Below are 23,592 nucleotides of genomic sequence, written 5' to 3'. Positions count from 1 at the left end.
AAACCAGACTTCTCTCTACAGATGAGTCAGTTAGCCTTCACATCCTCTGTTATCCCCCCTTCTCCCGATTAAAGTCGCTGCCCGCCAGGTCGATATCTCTGGCGACTGTGAGCTTTTTTGCATTTTTTATTCACCGGGAAATCCTGACGCTATGAAACTTAATCATCTCTCTATCGGGCAACGCCTCGGCATGCTGGCGGCCATTTTGCTGCTGGCCACCCTGTTTATCGGTATACGCGGTCTGACGGTTAACGCCGACGGGTTAACGCAGAATCAGCATATTATGGCTACAGAGCAGACCATCGCAGAGAGCATTGATACCGCACGCAATGCGCAGGTGCAGTTCAAAATTCAGGTGCAGGAGTGGAAGAACACCCTGCTGCGCGGCACGCAGGGCGAAGCGAAATTCAATCAGTACCGTGATGCCTTTGTAAAACAGAGCCAGAAAACCCAGGTGCTGCTGGGCCAGCTGAGCACACTGCTCCCTGAGATTGGCATGAGCAACAGCGAGGTACTGAAAACCCGCACGCTGCACGCCGAGCTGGAGCAGCACTATCTAAAAGCCCTGCAACAGTACAGCATTCAGGACAGCGACAGCGCGCACAAAGTCGATGTTCTGGTCGCCGGAATTGACCGTGAGCCCACGCGGATGATCGATGAAATGGTTGCCGCCACGCTGCAACAGGCGGTGCTGATCCGCGAGCAGAGTAATGCACGTAACCAGCATCTTTATCAGCAGACGCGCATGATGCTGCTGCTGGCAATGGGTCTGACGCTACTGGCTGGCTTTATGATCACCTTTTGGCTGATCCGCAGCATCACCCGCCCGCTGGCGCAGGCTGTCTCGATTGCACGAGCGGTGGCGTCCGGTGATTTGCAGACGCCGATTATCGTCAGCGGCCGCGATGAAACCGCCGAACTGATGCATGCCCTGCAGGAGATGAACGGCAACCTGACGCGTATTGTGTCCGGGGTGCGTTCCGGCACCGAAACCATTGCGTCGGCCTCCAGCGAAATTGCCGTCGGCAGCCGCGAACTGTCCACGCGCAATGAAGCGCAGGCCAGCGCCATTGTGCAAACGGCGGCCTCGATGGAAGAGCTGACGTCGGTGGTCAAAAACAATGCCGAGAACTCACGTATCGCCAGCGATATCTCCATTGAAGCCTGTGCCGTCGCCAGCCAGGGGGGCGACGTCGTGAAACAGGTGGTCCGCACCATGAGCGACATCCACCAGTTCTCCACACAAATCAGCAATATTATCAGCGTGATTGACGGCATCGCCTTCCAGACCAATATCCTGGCATTGAATGCCGCCGTTGAAGCGGCGCGTGCAGGCAGCGAAGGACGCGGTTTCGCTGTGGTCGCGGCCGAAGTGCGCGCACTGGCTCAGCGTTCAGCCACCGCGGCGAAGGAGATCGGCACACTGATCGACAGCTCTGTCACCCGCATCAATGAGGGTAACTCGCTGGTGAAAGTAGCGGGCAGCGCGATGGAAGAGATCGTCAGCAGCGTGCAGCGCGTCAGCCAACTGGTAGAAACCATTTCTCTGGCCAGCGGCGAGCAGAGCAGCGGGATCGATCAGGTGAATGTCGCCGTGGTGCATATGGATGCCGCCACCCAGCAGAACGCCACATTGTCTCAGGCGTCAGCCGCTGCCGCACAGGCAATGCAGCAGCAGGCAGAGCAGCTGTTAGAGATGGTAAGGGTGTTTAAACTGCGGGAAGAGTAACAACGGAGGTAACTGAAACGCAGTGATAGCGGGATGGCGCATATCGCGTCATCCCGATCTGTCATGATTTAGGGTCTTGGTGGGTACAAGCCGTTAACCGCGATGCAGGCCCGCAGCGTGGTCTCTGTCGGGATAATGCTGAATGGCTGACCCGAACCGCTGTTAGACACCCCAATTACCCCACCGGTGGTGGTGGCACTGGTCCCGCTCAGCGCAACCTGAGTGCCACCCGGCGCGACATACGCTTTCGCCGCAGGACCGGTCAACGCTGACAGCTGGTTCTCAGTGGCCGTCGGTGTCGCTGAAGTGCCAACATTGCCGCTGGCATTAACCACCACCGTGGTCACTGGCGGCGTGGTCTGGACCGCTGCATGGTTATGGGTCGGCATCTGATTCACCGTTAATTGCACGCTATCTGCTCCTCGTTGTGTCCCCTGAGGTAAGTTTGGCCCCTGGCCGATTGCCAGCCTTGCCCGCAGATCGGGCAGTTTAAAGGTGCTGCCGCTACCGCCATACTGAACGCCTATCAGGGAATACAATGCCTGATAGCTATTGATCTGCATGTCACGTCCATCAGCATCCAGATAATCCTGAGGGCAATAGGTTGCCGCGGTATAACAGATCGACCCGGTATAAGGTTCTGCACTACAGGTCGCCTTTGCCGATTGAGAGACCGACATCAGCGCCAGACCGCATGTTGTGAGAGATAACGCCAGTTTCATTGAGAATTTCATCGTCACTTCCTTTTTATGCCGTTGATAACAGGTTTAAAAACCACTTTCCCGCAGCCCCAGCGCGGCAACGCGTCGCCATGCACTGGTAAACAGAGATTCCGCTTTACCGTTAATGACCACCACACCGCGCACCGGTTGTTGCGGTGCGACGGACTGGTCGATCGGTTCAATACTGACGCCATACCACGCCTGCACTGCACGCGCCCTTTTCTGTTCATCGCGTCTGACCGCCACCGGCCCCCCGCGGTCAGAGGCCAGTTTCTCCTCTTCCAGGAACGGGCTGCCTGTCGGATCGATTGCCTTCAGGCGCACCGGGATCGCCGCCAGTGCCGGGTCATCAGCAATAAACCGCCCACCGTTGCCAGGGGCAATCCGTTGCAGATTATCTTCGCGCAGATAGCCATAAATCCGGCTTTGTTCTCGTCCAACGATGCGTAGCAGGACAGCCTCCGGCGACAGCCAGCGCCCCGGCGTCAGATCGGTGGCAATATCGCGCACCACGCCCGACTGCGGGGCGCGTACCTGTAAGCGCTCCTGCTGGGCCGTCAGTCCGCGATGCTCTGCCAGCGACGCCGCCAGTTCCTGTTGCAGGACTAGCATGTCGCCTACCGTGTCCTGCCGGGCCGCCTGACGGCGGATCTGAAGCTGCAAAATGGCCACGCGCTGTCGCACGATAATTAAGCGGGCATCGAGGTCGGGTGAAGCCAGCTCCAGCAGCAGCTGTCCGGCACTGACCGGTTCACTGTCGTGCACGTGTAATGTGACAATCTGCGCCGGGGCCGGGGCATAGAGTGTGCTGACCCGGCTGGCCTCCATCAGCGCCGGGATCTCAATCCCGCTGCGCCACGGCACAAACAACACCGCCAGGATCAGAACCAACAGCAGCGCGCTACGGACCCACGTTTTGCGGCGCGACTGTTGACGTTGTTTCCACCACATCCCCATCTCCTGTATCACCGGCAGCACAATAAACCAGCCGATTTCCACCATCATCAGAAACAGCCCCAGCACTTTGAAAAAGTAGTGGTAGACCGTCAGTGCAATCCCCATGAATAAAAAGAAGCGCCACAGCCAGGAAGCATATCCCCAGAGCAGCAACCGACGACGCATACGCTGTGACCAACGCTGCGGGGGGGCCTCACCGTAGCCGAACAACGCTTCACGCAGATGCCAGCGACACAGCGCATAGGCCCGGCCTTGCAGGTTATCGATGCGCCAGAGGTCGCTTAACATGAAGTAGCCATCAAAACGCATCAGCGGGTTGATGTTAATGATCACGGTGGTCACCCAGGTGGCGCTGGAGAGCAGAAATGCTGCGGTGTGCAGCGACCCTTCAGGCAGCAGCGACCAGGCAAACAGCGCCACGACCGCCAGCAGCAGCTCTGCCAGGATCCCTCCGGCACCGATCAGCAGCCGGGTACGATGTTCCCGCACGCGCCAGGCATCGCTGACATCGGTATAAAACATCGGGAACATCACGATAAATGCCACACCCATGCTTTGTACCCGGCAACCTGCGCGTTTTGCCATCCACGCGTGCCCCAGTTCATGGATGAATTTCGCCACAACCAGCGTACAGCCGAAGGCCATCGCCCCGCCCAGCGTGAACAGATGGGAAAACGAACTCTGATAGCGCGGCCAGTCGCGGCTAACCAGAAACAGCCCCGTCAATAACAGCAGCGGGAAAAGATAGCGCAGCAGGCCTGTGCCGTACTTCTCCAGCCAGGGCCAGCTACGATTCAGGAACGGGTCGGGGCGCCACAGCGGAATGCGAAAGAACAGATACTGATGCAGGACTTTTTTAAACAGGCTCTGGCGACGCGCCGCCGACTTCAGATCGTAGCTGGCACGCTGTTCAGCATCCCCGCCGCTCACCAGATCGTGGGTGCGCAGAAAACGCAGAAAATCATCCAACGCCTCTGCCTGCAAGGGAATGCCCGGCTCGCGATTCGCCGCCGCCAGCACCTGCTGGTCATCCCCCAGAGCCCAGTGGCGCAGCAGCCTGATCGCACTGCCGTTCAGTTTGAAATAGCGCCCGGCCAGTGAATCCGCCAGCGTCCATTGCGGTGAACCATCCAGTGCGGGCGCTGCCGCAGAGAGTTGCAGATCGTCGCGTAATGCCGGGAGCGCCGCCATGCTTACAGGCCGACCGTTTTACGCAGCGCGGCCAGCGGGCGACGGAACAGATAGGCCGCCAGCGGTACGTATTCACCGTAGATTTTGGCCGTACCGCGTAATCCAATGCGTGGTGCCCTGTTAAGGAAACGCGCATCCAGCCGATAAGCCAACAGTCCGGCGGCGGTCATCCCCGCTTCATAGGCAACGCTGGTCAGCTGCGCGTCATGGCGTTGCAGCGGATCGCTGTCGAGAAACAGCGCCACGCCCGCATCGGCCGGAAACGGGATCACATCCCCCACGTCCAGCTCAATTTTCAGTTCGGCCTGCTGTGGATCGGCCAGTTCCATGAGGCGTTCCCCGGTTCTGACCGGTTTCCCCACCAGACGATCTGCATCGGCAAAGACGGCGATGCCGTCACGTTCAGCGCGCACCTCACTGCGCTGTAGCAGGTCACGGGCATAGTTCAGCTCAGCCCGCTTCTGCTCCACCTGAGCAGCAAGGAGGTCGAGTCTGGATTTGGAGTCGGCATCCTGAAACGCACGCTGGCCGCCGGTGCGCCGCTCGGCCTCCGCCACGTCCAGCGCCCGTTCGGCCACGTCAACCTGCGCTTTCAGCACCGTATTATCAAAACGCACCAGCAGGTCGTTCTGTTTCACGGGCTGATTGGGTTTCACCCTGAACTCAGCAATCACCCCGTCGAGGGGTGCCGTCACCACTCGCCCGCCCTGCGGTACCACTTCGGCCGGGGCCAGCACCGACTGCCTGACGGGGATCAACATCACGCCCACCAGCACAATCACACCTGCCAGCAGTTTGAATTTAGGCCAGCCGGGCTGCCAGGTTTTATGTGGCTCCAGCGCGAGCCAGGCATGGCTGTATACATCCGCCAGTTGCTGTGCCAGCAGCCGTTCACTCTCCTGCCAGGGCGTATCCCGCGCCAGCCATAAGCCGCCAATCAGCTGTCCGTTACGATCGTTCAGCGGCACCCACAGTGCTTCGGCGGCGGACAACGCCTGCCAGTCTCGCTGTGACTGTGCATCCAGCCAGTCGGCTTTGATGGTGGCAGCCTCGGCGGCATGTCCTCCGGCGATCAATTGCTTCGCGGCACGTTCGATAAAGGCGATAAACGGCGCGTGAGGATCAGGGACGGAGACGCCGGTCACCGCCCGCACACGGCCGTTGATAATCAATGCCACATGACGAAAACCAAACAATTTCAGCCCGTCGTTAACCATCGACCAGGCGAGGGCTTCGCTGGTCTTTGCCGCGCGGGCCTTGCGTTCAAGCTGGAAGAACTCGGCAAATACCCGCTCCGGTGCTGCTGGGGGCGTTACGCTCACTTCAGCTCCGTAAAGCGTGCGCTGCCGCTCATGCCGGCAATCAGGGCGCTGTCCGCCTGCGTCACACGGCCAATCAACACCAGCGTCTGGCTGCTTTCATCAATGCGCGCCCCGACGCGCAGGACTTCAGCCTGTAATGGGGTGCCGGTTTCATCCGGGGTAAACGTGAAGGTCTGTTTCGGCTTCAGGCTGGATAGCCAGCGTGACGGCACCAGCAGGTTGATTTCCAGATGGCGGTTGTCGACGATTTCCAGTAATGGCGCGCCCTGTGCCAGGTATTCCGACACCTGCGCCTTACGTGACACCACCTGCCCGGCAAACGGTGCCACAATACGACAACGGCTGGTCTGGATCTGGTATACCTGACTTTCCGCCACCGCCTGTGCCAGCCGCGCTTCTGACAGCGCCACCGCATTACGGCCCACGGATTTCATCTCGGCCAGCTGGCGGTTCTGGCTTAACTCCTGCTGCGCGGCACGCATCGCCGCCTGGGAGGCTGACTGCTGTGCCTGATAGGCAGAGCAGTCAAAGCGCACCAGCAGATCGCCTTTTTTAAACGCCTCCCCTTCACGAAAAGGCATCTCAATAATTTTGGCGTTCAGCTCACTGGACAGCATTGCCTGGTCAACCGCCCGCAGCACGCCACGCGCCTCTCTGCCCTCTTCAGAGGCTTTCGCCCCCGCAGCAGGCACCGGGTCGAGCTGGAGTTCGCCGGCGGCATAGCCGTGCATGGGGGCCGCACAGAGTGCGGCCAGCATCAGTAGAGAACTTCGAATATGGTTGTTCAACAGATTACCCTGCGTCCTACAGTGAAATATTACCGGCTGCCCAGCGTTTTTCGGTGCGATCCAGTGCCTGGCCGACTGACGAGATATCGGTCAGTTTTTGCGCTTCCGGCAACGGATCAAGGCCGACGGTGACAAATACCTGCCCGTAGGCGTTGCGCAGTTCCGCATAGGCCAGGTCGTTACGCAGTGAGGTATTCACCGCGTTCAGTTCGCCCTGGATCAGTTGCAGCTCACCAATGCTACCCGCTTTGTAACGGTTATTGAGCTGGGCAAGGATTTCGCTGTCGAGCACCTGCAACTCTTTACCGGTATGGTACTGGCGCAGCGCTTCGTTGTAGTTAGCACGCGCCACGTAGAGCTGGGCCAGCACCGCCATCGACATCGCCTGACGGCGCAGTTCTGACACGCTTTCTCCTGCCTTCGCTACGTCATAGGCCGCCGGGCCGGAGATCAGGTTGAACAGGTTCCAGGTCACTTTTGCCCCGGCGTCGACCCAGCTCTGGTTCACCAGGAAGGAGTTGCTGTCGTAGTTCCCGCCAAGAGAGAGCTCAATACCCGGTAACATACGCAGCAGGGATTTACGCGTTTCGGCAGCGCTGATACGCACCTGATAATCCTGCTCACGCAGTTCGGGACGGTTAACCAGTGCGGCTTTTTCGAGATCGTTCATCGGTACGTTCAGTACCGGCTCGACCAGCTGTTCACGGTCCGGCAGCGCCAGCGTATAGGCACTGCCCAGCGGCAGGTTCATCAGGGTGGCCAGTTCGGTTTTGGCCAGCGACAGCGCGCGGCGCTGCTCTTCCAACTGACGAGTGGCATCGAGCAGTGCGCGCTGATAGCTGTAGGCTTCAATCAAATCACCCACTTTTTGCGTCGACATTTTCTGGCTGTTCTCACGCGCCATATTCACGCGCCCGATTAAGGCATCAATACGCCCTAACAGACGTTCAGCGGCCACGGCACGCCAGTAGGCTGACTGCACATCCTGCACAATGGTGTGCGTAACCTTGCGGCGGCGCTCTTCCGCAATCCAGCGTTTATCCGACTGCTGATGCGCGGTGACGTAGCTGACGCCAAAATCGAGAATGTTCCACACCATGGTGAGGTCCGCGACGTGACGGGTACGATCCTGCGAGGTGGACGGCTCCAGAGACTGGTTACCCGATTCCACGCTGCGGCTGCTGGAGGCACTGTAGTTATCGCGCGTCACATAACCGGCTTCCGCCGCCATTTTCGGCAGCAGGTCAAAGCGCGAGAGATCCACCTGCGACTGTGACAGCGCCTGCTCCTTCACTTTAAGGCGGGCTTCAAGGTTATATTTCAGCGCGCGCGCCATCGCATCATGCAGGGTGATTGGCGCGGTGACCGGATCCTGTTGGCTGAACATCGCGCTGAGGTCCGCATCGGCACGTTGCTGGCTGGCTTGCTTATCGATCGGCTGCGTGGAGACCGCACAGCCGCTCACCAGTAATGCAATCATGCTGATGGTGAAGATTTTTCCATACTTATGCATCATCAATTCCTTACCCCAGACCTGCGTTATTTTCAAACTGCTGATTTATTGTTTTTGAGCGCGACTTCAAGCGAGGCCACCTGTTGAGACTGAACCTCGTCCAGCCATTGCAGTTGCTGGCTGAACACCGGCGCACCAAACACCGAAGTCGGGGCAATCGCGCCTGTGAGGGCGTTATCCGACACGTTCTGCCAGCTGCTGCCGGAGAACACTTCCAGCGCGGTATTGCCCGGTAGCGAGATCTCGCCAAACAACCCGGCCAGTGTCGACCGGCCACCCATCGGTTGATTGAGATCGACGGCCTGGCTGCGAATAATGCCCGGTTCATAGTGGTTAACGTCGTTCTGACTGAAGACCGCCGCCAGCGCAGAGGGCGCAGCCGCTCCGCCGCCCTGTCCGGCCTGACTGAATACAATGGCTGCCGATGGCGTGGTGCTGATCCCCGGGGCCGCACCGAAGATCGACGCGCCTCCGGTTAACGGCACACCGGACGCCGCCGGTAATGCAATCAACTCAATCTGGCTGCGCGGAGCCTCACCGCCGGTGGGGCTGGTCGCGCCAGGTTTGCCGTCGGTTAACATAAACTGCGCGTTCATCGCCATGGTGACAGTACTGGTTTCCACCGGACGGCTGTCGATGCTGAACGCCAGTGAACGGCTGCTGCCAGTACCGGTATTACCCGCCAGATCGGTCACGCCACTGTTATCCAGTACGATCAGATTGCCTGACACGGCAATCCCTGCCGCAGGGGTAAAGGTCGCCGTCCAGGTCTTGCCACCATCGGAAGAACTGACCGCACTGAGCGTGCCGTTGGTCACCGTCAGGCTGCTATTACTGAACCCCGTGACCGCTTCATTGAAGGTAATTGTTACCTGGGCCGTCTCCCCGGCCGTCAGCTGGCTGTCGCTCAGAGTAATGGTGCCAACAGGCGGCGTGGCATCAACCGCGTAGTTGTTGGAAATGGCTATCCCACTGCCCGTATTACCGGCAAGGTCCTGTAGCCCCGAGGTATCCAGGACCACCAGGTTAGTGGTATCGGTGGCCCCAGAGGTTGGCGTCAGTGTTGCGGTCCAGGTGATCCCCCCATCCGCTGACGTGAGGTTGCTCAGCGTGCCATTCGCGATGGACACATCGGACAGGTCGAAGCCGCTCACCGCCTCGTTAAAGGTGAAGGTCACCTGAGATGTCCCGCCAATGCCGATATTCGGGTTACCCACCACGATGGTGGCCGTCGGGCGCTGGGTATCGATGGCGTAATTATTGGAGTCAGTGGTGCCCACCCCGGTATTACCCGCGGCATTGAACACGCCGCTGTTATCCAGGGTGATGATGTTGCTGCTATCTGTCACGTTGCTGCCCGGGGTAAACGTCGCCGTCCAGGTGATGCCACCATCAGAGGAGCTGACGCTACTGAGCGTGCCGTTATTCACGGTAAGATCGCCATTATTGAAGCCCGAGACGGCTTCGGAGAAGGTAATGGTGACCAGCGAGGTTTCACCGACCAGAAGGGAATGATCTGCCATGACAATGGTGGCCGTTGGCCGGACGGTATTGATACTGTAATTCAACGATTCCGTGGTGCCAACGCCCACATTGCCTGCAAAATCCAACACGCCGCTGTTATTCAGCACGATCAGATTGGTGGCATCCTGGATATTCTGGTTTGGGGTGAAAGTCGCGGTCCAGGTGATGCCGCCGTCTGAGGAGCTGACGGCGCTTAACGTGCCGTTAGAGACCGACAGGTCACTGTTATCAAAATCCGTGACCGCTTCTGAGAAGGTGATGGTGACCAGCGAGGTTTCACCGGCCGTCAGCGCGTTGTCAGAGACCACGAGGGTGGCAGTCGGCCGCTGACTGTCAATAACGTAATAGTTGGAGTAGCTGAAGTCGGTTCCCGTATTACCGGCCTGGTCGGTCACGCCCTGGTTATTCAGGGTAATCATATTGCTGTTGGCCGAGATCCCGGACGTCGGTGTCAGGGTCGCCGTCCAGGTGATGCCGCCGTCTGAGGAGCTGACGGCGCTTAACGTGCCGTTGTTAACCACCAGGTCGGCATTGCTGAAACCCGTGACGGCTTCTGAGAACGTGATGGTCACCAGCGACGTCTGGTCAACGCCCAGAGCATCATTCGCCACCACGATCGTTGCGGTCGGGCGCACGGTATCAATCGCATAGTTATTGGAGTGGGTGGTGCCGCTGCCTGCGGTGCCCACAGCATTCTGCACGCCACTGTTATCCAGGACGATGATGTTGCTGTTATCTGTCACGCTGCTGGTCGGGGTAAAGGTTGCGGTCCAGGTGATGCCACCATCGGCTGAGCTGACCGCGCTCAGGGTGCCGTTGGCAATGGTCAGATCCTGGTTGGTGAAGCCCGTGACGGCTTCCGAGAACGTGATGGTCACCAGCGAAGTTTCACCCACGCGCAGCGCATTATCGGCGACCACGATGGTGGCGGTCGGTTGCAAGGTATTGATGGTAAAGTTAGTCGAGTCGGTCGTGCCGGTTCCCGTATTCCCCGCCAGATCGCTCACCCCCGTCTTCGCCAGTGTGATGATATTCGTGGCATCCTGAATCTGAGTATTCGGGGTATAGATTGCCGTCCAGGTGATGCCGCCGTCAGATGAAGTGACCGTGGTTAAAGTTCCGTTGGGTACAGTAAGGTCAGCATTAGTAAAACCCGTCACGGCTTCCGAGAACGTAATAGTCACCAGCGAGGTTTCGCCTGGGGTCAGTTCGGTATCCGCCATCACCACCGTGGCGGTCGGGCGCTGAGTATCAATGCTGTAATTATTAGAATCGGTGGTGCCCGCCCCGCTGTTGCCCGCCGTATCCGCCACGCCGGAATTATCCAGCGTGATGACATTACTGGTATCTGTCACGTTGCTGACGGGGGTAAAGGTTGCCGTCCAGGTGACGCCACCGTCGGCTGAGCTGACGTTGGTCATTGTGCCGTTAACAATGGTCAGATCCTGATTGGTAAACCCGGTGACCGCTTCCGAAAACGTGATGGTCACCAGCGAGGTTTCACCGATGGACAGCACAGTATCCGAGAGCACAATCGTGGCCGTCGGGCGCTGGGTATCAATCCTGTAAATGTTCGAGTCCGTTGCACCCGTGCCCGCGTTACCTGCCATGTCTGTCACACCGGTATTATCCAGCGAGATCAGGTTAGTGGCATCCGTCACGTTACTGGTCGGGGTAAAGGTCGCCGTCCATGTAATGCCGCCATCAGCTGAACTGACGGCGGTCAGCGTGCCGTTGACAATGTTCAGATCCTGATTAGTAAAACCGCTTACCGCCTCGCTGAAAGTGATGGTGACCAGCGAGGTTTCCCCGATGCGCAACGCATTATCGGCCATCACAATCGAGGCCGTCGGCCGCTGGGTATCAATGCTGTAATTGTTTGAATCGGTGGTGCCTGTACCGGTATTGCCTGCCTGGTCCGCCACACCGGTATTATCCAGCGTGATGATATTGGTGGTGTCCTGGACAGCCGTGTTCGGCGTGAAGGTTGCGGTCCAGGTGAGGCCACCATCTGACGAACTGACCGTGCTTAACGTGCCATTAGCAATGGTTAAATCCAGGTTGGTAAAACCGGTGACGGGCTCACTGAAGGTGATGGTCACCAGCGAGGTTTCACCGGCAATCAGGGCGCTATCCGCCACCACAATACTGGCGGTCGGGCGTGCGGTATCAACGGCATAGCTGGCGGAACTGACGGTGCCGCTGCCGCTGTTACCTGCCGCATCCTGCACCCCAGTCATGTTCAGGGTAATCTGATTCCCACTGGTGGTGGTGCCGTTGGTTGGCGTAAACGTGCCTGTCCATGTCGTCCCGCCATCGGCTGAGGAGACCGCACTCAATGTGCCGCCGGAAACCGTCAGGTCCGCATTACTAAAGTCGCTGACCTTTTCGCTAAACGTAATGGTCACCGTCGCGGTCTCACCGATTGTTAGTGCCGTATCACTCAGCGAGACAGTTGCCGTTGGCAACTGGGTATCAATGACAATATTTTTTGCTCCACCCAGCGACGTCAGCGCCCCGGTGTCCGGCAGCGTCACTGAAGCATTCTTCCCGCTGCTGCTGTCGCTGATAGTGGCACCGTTCAACACCAGTGAACTGCTGCTGACATAGTTAAGATCGGCGCTTTGATCGCCGCTCTGCACCACATAGCTGAACACCAGCGTTGACGTGCCCGATCCGCTGACATAGGTCGCCTGCCGATCGGTGGCACCGGTTTCCAGCAGGAGTGTGGGTGTCCCGCCGGTGGTGTTTACCGTCACTGCCGTGGAGAACTGAACGCTGACCTGCACCGTACTGCCGGCTTTGTACGCACCGTCTGCTGTGGAGGAACTCACGGCGCTGACCGTTGGGCCGATCTGTTTAACATCGACAATATTGATATCTTGCAGCGCAGAATAACTTGCGGACGAAATAACCACCTGGGTCACATCGTTAATGGTCGGTAAACTACTAATCGCGTTCAAAGCAAGCTTATCCATCGACACATCAAACGCGCTGGTGCTGCCGTTCGCGTAGGTGAGCACAAAATGCAGGGTTCCGGTATCTCCCCCCGCGCTTAATCCACTGAGATCGAAGGTGTAGCCCGTCGGCGCACTGATCACCAGTTTTGTCGCAGATGTCCCCGAAGCACCATCGTAGGAATAGACTCCGATCGGCCCTAATGTCGAATCCAGCCCCAGATAACTGTCGGAAGAAAACGTGATATTTTGTCCATCAACCACGCGCACAACGCTGAGGTTCACCCCGCTGGCAATGTCATCCTGAGACTCATTGAAATTGAGTACCGTCATCACCCCCTGATAACCATCAACATGCAGTGCCGCGGTGTCGATATCCCCCACGGTTTTTTCCAGCACCCAGTCGCCGCCAATCAGACTGCTGCCGGTGGCATCCACCGAGGCGGCCACATCCGCACCCGTCGCCGTGGCTAAATCGGTCAGCAGTGCATCACCTTTGCTGCCAGCACCGACATCGCAGCCGTAAAGCAACAGGTCGCCCTGCTCCGTCAGCGACTGGCCGATAATCGCCAGCGCCGCCTGCACATCTGCGGATTTAATCGAGGTGTCGGTCAGGACCGTACTGCCGAGGTTAAGCGTGCCTTCAGAACCGTGGGAGAAGATATGAATGGCGTCATAGCCGCTGTGGGTCGAGGCCCAGTCGGCGATCTGCTGCAGGCCATCTTTGCTACCATCAATCAACACGATCTCGACGCCCGGCTGAATGCCATCCACCAGCGTCTGGTAATCTTTGAGGGAGGTATCGATAAACACCACTTCATGGCGCGTGTGGCTGGCGCTGGTCACCACGGCATCGCTCGGGGTATCGCTGGTTTGGCTCTGATCGTTAGCCGTTGCCGTGTCGCTGCTGTTATCCGCTGTGGCCTGGGTGTGGCTGCTGTCACTGCTCTCTGCCTGACTGTCTGCAGTAGCCGTGGCGTGGGCATCTGCCGCAGGCGTGCTGGCGGCAGTAGCCGGGGCGTGGGCATCTGCCGCAGGCGTGCTGGCGGCAGTATCCGCGACCGTGGCGGCTATCGCGCCATCGAATAACATACGCGGTTCCAGCAGCCAGGCGGAAGGCAGGATGCGATCGGATGAATTATTTATGAATGCTTTATTGTCTGTTGATTTTTTGGCCGCAGAGAGCTTCGCGCCGGTGAACCAGTTTTGCCATGCCATGATGAGACTCCTGAGCCACACAGCCGCTGGCAATGGGCTATAAATTCGAATGTTTTTGGGCTGCGTGCAATTTCACAAGCTGTCTGGCATGACCAGCCTTAAGAAAAGTCTTATTAGCAATATTAACTAAACCAACTTTTATCAAAAAACATAAATTAATAGAAGTGTTATTTTTGAAATGTTTTTGTGTGTAAAAATTTCAATTAATAAACAAAAATTTACAATGCAGGCGTTAACACATTGATGAAAAGCTCGTTTTCAGCTTAGAATTCGCCGGCTTATCAACGCTTCATCATCTGCCGGAAAAGGATTATGCGTAAATCAAGGATTGCCCTGACCGTGCTGGCATCATTAACCGCCAGTTTTCAGACGTTTGCCTCTTCAGATATCGAGGCCTGTATGTGGGGCAGTAAAGACTGTTTTATTGTCAGCCCTCCCGTGCTGGACGTGACCAACGACACCCGTGACAACCTGCTGCGCCTGGTCAGCGAAACCAAAGCTGTTACCCTGACGTCGCAGCCCGTACCGCAAGATATGACGCGCAGCCGCTCGTTCTATTTCGGCTACCATGATGATGCCGCTCCTGCCGCTGCCAGCCCTGCTGCTACCGAAGATAAACTGTCTGCAACGCTGCAAAATCAGATTGCCGCGCTGGGTCTGAACGACAGCATTCTTAAAGTTACCCCGATGGCGCCCGGCGAAGAGGAAAACCGTTTTGTCTCTTATACGCTGACCACCGTTTCGCTTTTCTTCGGGGCACTGCTGGCGGATACCTCGCTAAGTACAGAACAGCGCCAGGCACTGGCCACTGCCCGTATGTCACTGTCTGATAGCGCTGAATACCGCCAGCAGACGGGGGCATTGGATTATCCTGAAGGATCATCGGCACGCGCCTTCCGTGATTATCTGCTGGCCGCCAGCGACTTCTATCAGGGTGACTATCCGGCTGCCGCACAGACCTTCACGGCGCTGCAAACGGCAAAACAGCAGTGGGTGGCCGAAACCGCCAGTTATATGCTGATGCGCACGGCACTCAACCAGAGCAGCGAGAATGCCAACGGTGAATACGGTGATTTCGATGTCAAAAAGGTCGACAAAAATGCTGCCACTGAGGCGCGTACCGCAGCACTGGCCTATCTGACCGCCTGGCCCAAAGGGCAATATGCGCACTCCGCCTACAGCATGCTACGTCGTATCGACTGGTATCGGGAGGATTGGGACCTGCTGGCAGATCACTATGAGGAGGCGCTGGAAGCGGCCACGAATAATGATGAGATTGTTGCGCTGATCGCAGAAAACGATCTGAAGCTGCAAAGCAAAGATCAAAGCGGCGATGCGATGTTTATCAGCGCCACTAACGCCCCGCTGCTGACCTTTACCCAGACATTACGTCTGATGCGCAGCAAAGAGTGTAATCCGCGCCTGCCCTGTGTGGACCAGGCGTATCTTGATGCGCTGATGCCGTCATTTGACCAGGCACGCAAGCTACCGCTTTGGCACTATCTGACGGTCATGCAGTCGTTCCGCACCGGGGATTATCCTGCGGTGATCGCTAACATCAAACCCATCACCGAACTGCCCGCCCGCAACATTGTCGCATTCAGCGAGCAGGTGCTGTATGGCGATGCGCTGATGGCGCAGCAACAATGGCCCGCCGCCCGCGACCACTGGGCGCACCTGTTAACGCTGAGTAAGGACCCGGAACAGCAGCAGTTTGTTCAGGCCCGACTGGCGGCTGCGCTGGTTTCCGGCAATGAAGTGGCACAGATTTTTGCCGCAGACAGCCGGGTGACGAACCTGCGCTACCGTTCGCTGGTGCTGAAGACTCGCGCGACGCCAGAGTTGCTACGTCAGCAGGCCAGCAAAGGGCCAAACGATGAAGAACGCACCATTGCTTTGCACACCCTGCTGGTCAGCGATTTGACCGAGGCGCGCTACGGCGAATGGTTGCAGGACCGCAAACTGAGCCAGCATATTACGCAGCCCGTGGTGACTGACGCATTTGCCGATGTGCAGCTCAGTGCCTTTGACTGGACGGGCGAAAAGACTGAAAAAGGCTACGCCTGCCCGACGCTGGAAACGGTGGTCACCCAATTGAGCCAGCACGCCGACAACAGCCATGCGCTGAACTGCCTCAGCGAGTTCTTCCGCACGACGAACGTTTCGGTCACCACCTGGCCCGACAGCGGCGGTAACGGTACGCTGGATAACGCGGTGACGACTGAGAAACGCACGGGTCAGCCGGATCGCCAGCACTATTATCAGCAGGTGATCGGCAACAGCAAAACCGAACCGGAAGATAAAAGCTACGCGTTGTACCGCGCCGTCATGTGTTACGCACCGTCAGGTTATAACGACTGCGGCGGCAAAGAGGTCGATAAAACACAGCGCCAGCGCTGGTTCACTCAGTTGAAAAAACAGTATCCGGGAAGCACGTGGGCAAACAAGCTCAAGTATTACTGGTAAGCCTCCTGCTGGCCGCCCTGTGCGGCCTTCCGGTTCGTGCTGCACAGCAGGTTAATGCCAGCGATTACCAGGCGTTCTGGCTCTGGTCGGGGGTACGCCCCGGACCCGAGCTGAAAGCCGCCCACACCGTGTATCTGCATCAGGGGGAAGTGGTGACACAGCAGGGTCAGGCGGTGTTTATCCGTATGGGCCTGCCAGTGAGCCGCTTAACGTTTCCGCATATCTGGGTCACGGTGCGTATGGAGACACTGGCGGTGCCGGATGAGATGCTGGAACGGATGGTGCGGCTGGCGCAGCGCTGGTCGCAGGCAGGCAATCAGGTGATCGGCATACAGATTGATTTTGATGCCGCGACCCACCGCCTGGATCAGTACAGCGCATTTTTGCAACGCTTGAGAACGGTGCTGCCTGCGGAGTATGCCCTTGGCGTCACCGGGCTGCTGGACTGGGCCAAAACCGGTAACGTGGCGACGCTGAACGCGCTGCCGGTGGATGAGCTGGTGATCCAGAGCTATCAGGGACGCCAGACGGTGAACCGCTACGCCGACTACTTCCCGGCGCTGACGGAGCTGCGCATTCCCTTCCGGCTGGGGCTGGTGCAGAACGGCCGCTGGGATAAGCAGGATGAGCAGCGCCTGCTGGCTTCGCCGTGGTATCGCGGCAGCGTGGTGTTTATGTTGAATCGCTGATCGGCTTAAAGGTCTGGTTAAGGTCTGAAGGTCAAGGTCTGAAGGTCAAAGGCGTTTCGCTTTCCCACTTCGTGGGCGAAGCGACCCAGGGCGGCCAGTCGCCGCCGCCCTGGCAACCCGGGCTTGCGGCAGGCGCATCGCCCGCTAAAGCGGGTTCCCTCAGTCAAGCGGCTTTCCTGCAGGACCGGGCGTGACGGGACATCCCTGTCCCGGCTCACCCTCTCGCCGACATCCTGTCGGCTCGTCCTGGAAATCCGCCCTCCTTCGGCGAAGCTTAATTGCCGCTCAAAAGGTCAAAAACCACGTCAAAAGAACAATCAAAGGCAAGTCAGACAGACCAGAGACAAAAAGCCTTTCTGGGCTTTTGGTCATTTTGGTTTTTTTAAAATTTGGGTTTTAGGGTTTGACCTGGGTTTTGATGTTGAGGCGGCAATTAAGCGGCGCTGAGGAAGTGATGTGAACCAGGATGAACCGCCAGGACGGCGGTGAAAGCTCGGGCCGGCACAGGGAAGTGCCGTCACGAGCGGTCCGTCGGTGAACGGAACTGACGAAGGCACCCGTGAAACGGGCGCGGCGCCTGCCGCAAGCCCGGGGTCAAGGGGCGGCGGCGACTGGCCGCCCCTTGTCGCTCAGCCCGCGACAGCGGGAAAGCGAAACGCCCTTGACCTTAGGATGTTGACCTGTCCACTCGAACAATAATGACTTATTATGCAAATAAAACAGATATTCAGTCATTTTTTATTGTCCCTTCGCCCTAAATCTCGCATACTCTCACCACTCTTTTTTTACGAAGTCAGGGCAGAGACGGTAATGAGTCAGAAATATCGCGTGTTTATCGATGGTCAGGCAGGCACCACCGGGTTACAGATCCAGCAGCGGTTGGCCCGTCATCCTCAGATTGAAATGCTCAGCATTGATGAAGCGCAGCGTAAAGATGCCGCTGCCCGCCAGGCGCTGATGAAACAGGCGGACGTCAGCATCCTTTGCCTGCCCGATGCTGCTGCACGTGAAGCCGTTGAGCTGGCCGATGCCGTAGGTGCACGCGTACTCGATGCCAGTTCTGCGCACCGCGTAGAAGCAGGTTGGGTGTATGGCCTGCCGGAACTGGCGGCCGACCAGCGCGAGAAAATTCGTGCTGCCAGCCATGTGTCCAATCCGGGCTGTTACGCTACCGGCGCTATCGCCCTGCTCGCACCGCTGACCCAAAGCGGCCTGCTGAAAGCCGATCAACCGCTGGCGATTAACGCCGTATCCGGCTATAGCGGCGGCGGCAAAGCGATGATCGAAAAATACCAGCAGGCAGGCACCGGGTTTGCCGCCTACGGCCTGGGCTTTGATCATAAACACCTGAAAGAGATTCAGGCGTGGAGTGGGCTGAGCAGCAAGCCGATCTTCCAGCCATCCGTCGGTGATTATGCGCAGGGTATGCTGGTGTTTATTCCGCTGAATGATGTGGATGGCGAAGCGTTACAGCAGGCGCTGGCTGACTTCTATCACGGCCAGCGGTTTATTCACGTGAACGCACTGAACAGCCTGGACGCCGATACTGCCCCTTACCTGCTGCCGGAAGCGCTGAATAATACCAATAATATGGAACTGTTTGTCTTCAGCCATGCGCAGCAGCGCCAGAGCATTCTGGTTGCTCGCCTGGATAACCTCGGCAAAGGCGCCTCGGGTGCTGCGGTACAGAACCTGAATCTGATGCTTGGCCTGCCGGAAGAGACCTGCGTGAATCTGTAATATCGCCTCACGGGGGCCTGCCAGTCCCCGTGTTTTCCTGCCATTCCCGCTGTATTTTTTTCGACCACATTCAGCGCATTGTGGTGTTAAAACCCCTACCTGACTCACACTTTGCCCCTTCGATCCCTTACCCTTTCGTTAAATTCGACTAAAGTTTTAATCTGCTCAACTACTTACAGATCATGCATGGTCTGGACATGGAGAATGGCTAATGAGAAGAGTCGAACAACGTCAATGGAATACACGCCTGTTTACCCCCCTGCTGCTCACCGCCGCGCTGACCGCCAGCTTCACGCTGCAGGCGGAAGATAATCAACGTATGCTGAGCAGTAACCCGCAGCCACCGGACATCCGGCTCGGGCCGTTGTTCCACGCGGTGCAGGCGGCAAAAATTTTCCCCGACCAGAAAACCTTTGCTGATGCCGTGCCCAAACAGGACCCGACGGCCATTCTTACCGACTGGCAAATGCAGAAAATGCAGCGCAATTTCGATTTAAAGCGGTTTGTTGCCACGAATTTTATCCTACCCGCAGAGGGGGACAAATATGTCCCGCCCGCTGGCCAGAGCCTGCGTGAACATATCAACGGCCTGTGGCCGGTGCTGACGCGCTCCGCCAGCCAGGCCAATCAGTGGGATTCGCTACTGCCGCTGCCGAAGCCTTATGTCGTCCCGGGTGGGCGCTTCCGCGAAGTGTATTACTGGGACAGCTACTTCACCATGCTGGGGCTGGCGGAAAGCGGTCACTGGGATCGGGTGCAGGATATGGTCGATAACTTTGCCTCTGAGCTGGATAAATACGGCCATATCCCCAACGGTAACCGCAGCTACTATCTCAGCCGCTCGCAGCCCCCGTTCTTCAGTATGATGGTCGATCTGCTGGCAAAACATGAGGGTGAAGCGGTCTACAGCAAATATCTGCCGCAGCTGGAAAAAGAGTACAACTACTGGATGGCCGATGCCGACAGCAGCACGTTAGCCGCCGGATCGGCCAGCAAACGCGTCGTGAAGCTCAAAGACGGCACCGTGCTCAACCGCTACTGGGATGCCCGCGATGTGCCGCGTACCGAATCCTGGATGGACGATATCGCCACCGCCGGGAAAGCCCCGTCGCGCGATAAAGCCGGGCTGTATCGCGACCTGCGAGCCGGGGCCGCATCGGGCTGGGACTTCAGTTCTCGCTGGTTCGATAAACCGGGTGATCTGGCTACCATTCATACCACCCGCATTGTCCCGGTGGACCTGAATGCCCTGATGTTCCACCTGGAGAATACCCTCGCCCACGCTTACCAGGTGGCGAAAAATGAAGGTGCCAGCAAGCGTCTGGCCGAGCGTGCCACACAGCGTCGTGACGCGATCAACCGCTATCTGTGGGATGAGAAACAGGGCTGGTATGCCGACTATGACTGGCAGAAAGCGGAGGTCCGTCCGCAGTTAACCGCCGCCACGCTGTTCCCGCTCTATGTGCAGGCCGCGACGGATGATCACGCTAACCGTACGGCCAGCGCCGTGAAAGCACAGTTGCTGAAAGAAGGTGGCCTGGTGACCACCACCGTCAACAACGGCCAGCAGTGGGATGCACCTAACGGCTGGGCACCGTTGCAGTGGGCCGCCGTTGAGGGGCTGAATCACTATGGTAAGCAGGACCTGGCGAAAGAGATCGGTATGCGCTTCCTGCAAAACGTGCAGGCCACCTACGATAAAGAACACAAGCTGGTCGAGAAATACGTTGTCGAAGGTAAAGGGCTGGGCGGCGGCGGCGGTGGCGAATATCCGCTGCAGGACGGCTTTGGCTGGACCAATGGGGTAACGCTAAAATTAATGGATCTCTACTGTCCTAAAGGCGTGACCTGTAATAACGTGGGGGATATCAGCACGGCAAAACCGGCACCTTAATTTGCATGACTCCTGAGCGGGCGGCCTTTGTGCCGCCCTTTTTTTATCGCTCTCAGCACGAATCTCCTCACATTGCCACACGCGGCGGCCCACCAGACATTTCCGATACTGAAATAAAATTTACGCTTGAAAAAATCAACGATAACAATAACAATTCTCATTGTTATTATCATATCTTGTTACGTTTATGTAAGAATGCCTTTTCCCGAGGGATCTGATCGGCTTTCAGTTCCCTCGTTCAACCCTACAAGGAAAGAAGATGACTTTGGTTTTTAACCTGAAGCGATCGGTGCTGTGCTGCGCCATTGCGATGACCGCCCCTGGCATGACTTTCGCTGCTGACAGCCAGATGGTGGTGACGGCAGCGCCCGCAGAGACCGCCGATTCACCAACACGTGGCTACACCGCAACCACGTCTACCGGCGCCAGCAAAACCGATCAGCCGCTGATCACCACGGGTCAGTCAGTATCTGTCGTCACCCGCCAGCAGATTGACGATCAGGCCGCCAATACCGTTGGCCAGGCGCTGAATTACACGCCAGGGGTGTTTTCTAACTTCAGTGGGGGTGCCACCCGTTTTGACACCGTTGCCCTGCGTGGCTTCCACGGCGGCGATGTCGATAATCTGTTCCTCGATGGTATGCGCCTGATGAGCGACGGCGGCAGCCATAATATTATGCAGGTCGATCCCTGGTTCCTTGAGCGCCTTGATATCATCAAAGGTCCCTCCTCTGCGCTGTATGGTCAGACCGTTCCCGGCGGGCTGGTGAATATGACCTCGAAACGCCCGCAGTTTGTCTCTGAAGGGCATTTCCGTCTGACCGGTGGAACACAAAATACCAAAGGGGCCGCCTTTGATTATACCAATGCGATTAATGACCAGTGGGCCTTCCGCCTGATCGGCATGACGCGCACCAGCGATACGCAGTATGACAATACACGTGAAGAACGTTACACGATCTCGCCTTCATTGCTGTGGCAGCCGTCAGAAGACACCTCCCTGTTGCTGCGTGCCTACCTGCAAAAAGATCCCTCTGGTGGTTATCACGGCTCCACACCGCTTTCCGGTAACCTGACCCAGCATAATGGCAAATGGTTAAAGGATGGCTTCAACGAAGGCGAAAGCAGCGTTGACCAGTACAAACGGCGTGAACAGGTTTACAGCTACGCCTTCTCGCACCGCTTCAATGAGACATGGGCAGTGCGCTCTGATGCCAGCTACACGCACAGCAGCGTTGCACTGGATCAGGTGTATCAGAACGGCTGGATCGATGATAGTGACCAGTTAGCACGTGGCTACAGTGGCTCACGCGGTTCACTGGATGCCTGGTCAACGGACAATCAGCTGGAAGCGGATTTCGCCACTGGCGACGTGACGCATAAGCTGGTGGTGGGTGCGGAATACCATCAGTATAAAAACGATGTCTGGAGCGGATACGGGAGTGCCAGCCCACTTAATCCGTTCACCGGCGCCACCGCCTCTCACGGCGTAACGGTCACGTCTCAGGACAACACCACTCGCCGCTACTATCAGTCCGGCGTCTATTTGCAGGATGAGCTGGAATGGAATCGCTGGCATGCCACGCTGTCCGGCCGCTATGATCGCATGGTGTCAGAGCAGGATAATCACACCACCGATGTTAAACATCGTCTGCAGGATGATCACATCAGCGGACGCGCATCGCTGTTGTATGCCTTTGAAAACGGCCTGTCGCCTTACGTCAGCTACAGCCAGGCGGTCACGCCATCCATTCTTCCTGGCAAAGATGGCAACCTGCTGAAACCTTCCACGTCTGAGCAGTATGAGGCCGGTTTGAAATACCAGCCACCGGGCACCAGCGATCTGTACACCGCTGCCGTGTATGACCTGACGCAGAAAGATGTCGCGGCACGTGATTCTAACGATATTGCCAGCGCCACCTACATTCCCGCCGGGAAAGTGCACTCTCAGGGACTTGAGCTGGAAGCACGTAATCAGCTGACCCCGCGCCTGAGTACCATCGCCGGATATACGCTGAACCACGTACGTTATAAAGAGTTGCAGGACGGCAATGATGGCCACACGCCACTGCTGACACCAAATCAGATGGCCTCTGCCTGGGCACACTATCAGTTTGACTACGGCATCAGTGCCGGTGCCGGGGTGCGTTACATCGGTAAACAGTGGGCCAATGACGACAATACCGCGCGGGTCCCCTCCGTCACGCTGGTCGACGCCTCTGTACGTGCCAATCTGGGCGACTGGAACAGCAGCATGAAAGGGGCTTATGTGCAGGTCAATGCCAATAACCTGTTCGGTCGTGACTATATCGCCGCCTGTTACAGCACCACCAACTGTTACGTGGGGGCTGAACGCAGCGTGATCGCCACCGTGGGTTACGATTTCTAAAAGCCAGACAGTAAAAAGGGAGGCCTCAGCCTCCCTTGTTTTTAAACCGTTGTGTTAACTGCGTACCTTACGGTAAATCCACAGCACCACGATCGCACCAATCACCGCGACAACAAAGCTGCCGAAGTTAAAACCATCTACCCTGCCAAAACCAAACAAGGTGCTGATCCAGCCACCCACCACGGCACCCACCACCCCAAGCACCACGGTAATGATGAAACCACCGCCATCTTTACCCGGCATAATCCATTTGGCGATAATACCGGCGATCAGACCAAAGATGATCCATGAAATAATACCCATTAGTCACTCCTTATTATCTTATGATTTAACGCTTCGCCTGATAAAACGCACTAAGTATAGGCGATGTTTCTAAGCCTGTGATTTAAATCTAAACTTTCTTCGTCTATCGCGTAAAATAATTGTAAAGCCGCCGAGGGGGTTGCCGATAACCGTTACAGGGTCGCTAACGCGCATGATTTGCTATTCGACT

13 protein-coding genes are annotated in these 23,592 nt (G+C 57.4%); 6 read left to right on the top strand and 7 right to left on the bottom strand.

Features of this window, described 5'->3' with window-relative positions:
• Positions 1-151 precede the first annotated feature (151 nt).
• Positions 152-1,729 (top strand): methyl-accepting chemotaxis protein, encoded by a 1,578-nt coding sequence (locus tag WH279_RS14325; protein ID WP_339457455.1) that lies wholly within the window; start codon positions 152-154, stop codon positions 1,727-1,729.
• Positions 1,730-1,797: 68 nt separating this feature from the next.
• Here the strand turns inward: WH279_RS14325 and WH279_RS14320 are convergent, their stop codons facing one another.
• From WH279_RS14320 to WH279_RS14295, 6 genes are read right to left on the bottom strand one after another with little or no spacing between them, the layout of a single operon-like run.
• Positions 1,798-2,463, bottom strand: coding sequence for a phage tail protein (locus WH279_RS14320; protein ID WP_339457453.1), 666 nt, complete (start codon positions 2,461-2,463; stop codon positions 1,798-1,800).
• Positions 2,464-2,496: 33 nt separating this feature from the next.
• Positions 2,497-4,599 carry an HlyD family efflux transporter periplasmic adaptor subunit gene (locus WH279_RS14315; protein ID WP_339457452.1) on the bottom strand — a complete coding sequence of 701 codons (2,103 nt, stop codon included), beginning with the start codon at positions 4,597-4,599 and terminating at the stop codon, positions 2,497-2,499.
• A 2-nt stretch (positions 4,600-4,601) separates the two neighbouring features.
• Entirely contained in the window at positions 4,602-5,921 is a 1,320-nt protein-coding gene (locus tag WH279_RS14310; RefSeq protein ID WP_339457450.1) for an efflux RND transporter periplasmic adaptor subunit, read from the bottom strand.
• Positions 5,918-6,709: an efflux RND transporter periplasmic adaptor subunit gene (locus tag WH279_RS14305; protein ID WP_339457448.1), complete on the bottom strand. Its 792-nt coding sequence runs from the start codon at positions 6,707-6,709 to the stop codon at positions 5,918-5,920. The genes WH279_RS14310 and WH279_RS14305 overlap by 4 nt, the downstream gene beginning before the upstream one ends.
• A 16-nt stretch (positions 6,710-6,725) precedes the next feature.
• The gene (locus WH279_RS14300) at positions 6,726-8,222 is read right to left on the bottom strand and encodes a TolC family protein (RefSeq protein ID WP_339458705.1); all 1,497 of its coding nucleotides are present in this window, start codon (positions 8,220-8,222) and stop codon (positions 6,726-6,728) included.
• A 32-nt stretch (positions 8,223-8,254) separates the two neighbouring features.
• The gene (locus tag WH279_RS14295; protein ID WP_339457446.1) at positions 8,255-13,921 is read right to left on the bottom strand and encodes an Ig-like domain-containing protein; all 5,667 of its coding nucleotides are present in this window, start codon (positions 13,919-13,921) and stop codon (positions 8,255-8,257) included.
• Between the two features lie 312 nt (positions 13,922-14,233).
• Between WH279_RS14295 and WH279_RS14290 the strand changes: the two genes are divergently transcribed.
• From WH279_RS14290 to WH279_RS14270, 5 genes are all read left to right on the top strand, one after another.
• The gene (locus tag WH279_RS14290) at positions 14,234-16,387 is read left to right on the top strand and encodes a hypothetical protein (RefSeq protein ID WP_445235223.1); all 2,154 of its coding nucleotides are present in this window, start codon (positions 14,234-14,236) and stop codon (positions 16,385-16,387) included.
• Positions 16,357-17,076: a DUF3142 domain-containing protein gene (locus tag WH279_RS14285; RefSeq protein ID WP_200642973.1), complete on the top strand. Its 720-nt coding sequence runs from the start codon at positions 16,357-16,359 to the stop codon at positions 17,074-17,076. The genes WH279_RS14290 and WH279_RS14285 overlap by 31 nt, the downstream gene beginning before the upstream one ends.
• A gap of 810 nt (positions 17,077-17,886) precedes the next feature.
• The gene (argC, locus tag WH279_RS14280) at positions 17,887-18,816 is read left to right on the top strand and encodes an N-acetyl-gamma-glutamyl-phosphate reductase (protein WP_339457443.1); all 930 of its coding nucleotides are present in this window, start codon (positions 17,887-17,889) and stop codon (positions 18,814-18,816) included.
• 211 nt (positions 18,817-19,027) lie between these two features.
• Complete coding sequence (treA, locus tag WH279_RS14275) at positions 19,028-20,710, top strand: alpha,alpha-trehalase TreA (RefSeq protein ID WP_339457441.1); 1,683 nt, start codon at positions 19,028-19,030, stop codon at positions 20,708-20,710.
• Between the two features lie 259 nt (positions 20,711-20,969).
• Entirely contained in the window at positions 20,970-23,099 is a 2,130-nt protein-coding gene (locus WH279_RS14270) for a TonB-dependent siderophore receptor (RefSeq protein WP_200644022.1), read from the top strand.
• A 54-nt stretch (positions 23,100-23,153) separates the two neighbouring features.
• Here the strand turns inward: WH279_RS14270 and WH279_RS14265 are convergent, their stop codons facing one another.
• The gene (locus tag WH279_RS14265) at positions 23,154-23,402 is read right to left on the bottom strand and encodes a GlsB/YeaQ/YmgE family stress response membrane protein (RefSeq protein ID WP_339457438.1); all 249 of its coding nucleotides are present in this window, start codon (positions 23,400-23,402) and stop codon (positions 23,154-23,156) included.
• Between the last annotated feature and the right edge of the window lie 190 nt (positions 23,403-23,592).

Origin of the sequence: Erwinia sp. MYb375 (assembly GCF_037479175.1) — a bacterium.
In the GTDB taxonomy this organism is placed as follows: Bacteria; Pseudomonadota; Gammaproteobacteria; order Enterobacterales; family Enterobacteriaceae; genus Erwinia; species Erwinia rhapontici.
Note: the sequence above shows the minus strand (reverse complement) of the source record. Positions and strands in the feature narration are given on the sequence as shown.